Annotated in this window: 1 protein-coding gene; it reads left to right on the top strand. The window is 64.2% G+C overall.

Translation table 11 applies throughout. The features are described 5' to 3' along the window. Positions 1-506: GAF domain-containing protein (locus EN984_RS37135; RefSeq protein ID WP_164766052.1), on the top strand; the 506-nt coding region annotated here is incomplete at both ends.

Genomic DNA, 506 nt, shown 5'->3' with positions numbered 1-506 from the left:
TTCTGCGCCCATGCGATTGCCGCCGGCGACGAACCGATGGTGGTGGTGGATGCAACGACGGATCCCCGTTTCAAGACCAACCCGCTGGTCACCGGAAAGCACCATGTCCGCTTCTATGCCGGCGCGCCGATGGTTGTGGCAGGTGCCCGCATCGGCACGCTGTGCGTGCTCGACCGCTCGCCGCATGGTTTTCCATCCCACGCTGAGCTCGACCAGTTGAAGTCGCTCGCCGGCCTCGCCGCCAGCCTGTTCACCCTCAAGGACACAACCCGCAGCGGCGCGATCGCCGAGGCCGCACTGGTTCGCGAGGAAAAACGACGCGCCATCGCACTCGATGCGGCGTCGCTCGCTAGTTGGGCATGGGATATCCGCACCGATATCATCGAATGCGACACATTGATGTCGGAGCTGTTCAGCCTGCCGCGATCCAACCGGCTGCGCGCACGCGACATCCTCACCGCCATCGATCCGCGTGACGTCTACCAGACCGAAACCCGCTTTCGCGA

Source organism: Mesorhizobium sp. M7A.F.Ca.CA.004.12.1.1, from assembly GCF_003997835.1.
GTDB lineage: Bacteria > Pseudomonadota > Alphaproteobacteria > Rhizobiales > Rhizobiaceae > Mesorhizobium.
This window is presented reverse-complemented; position numbering and strand designations above follow the sequence as displayed.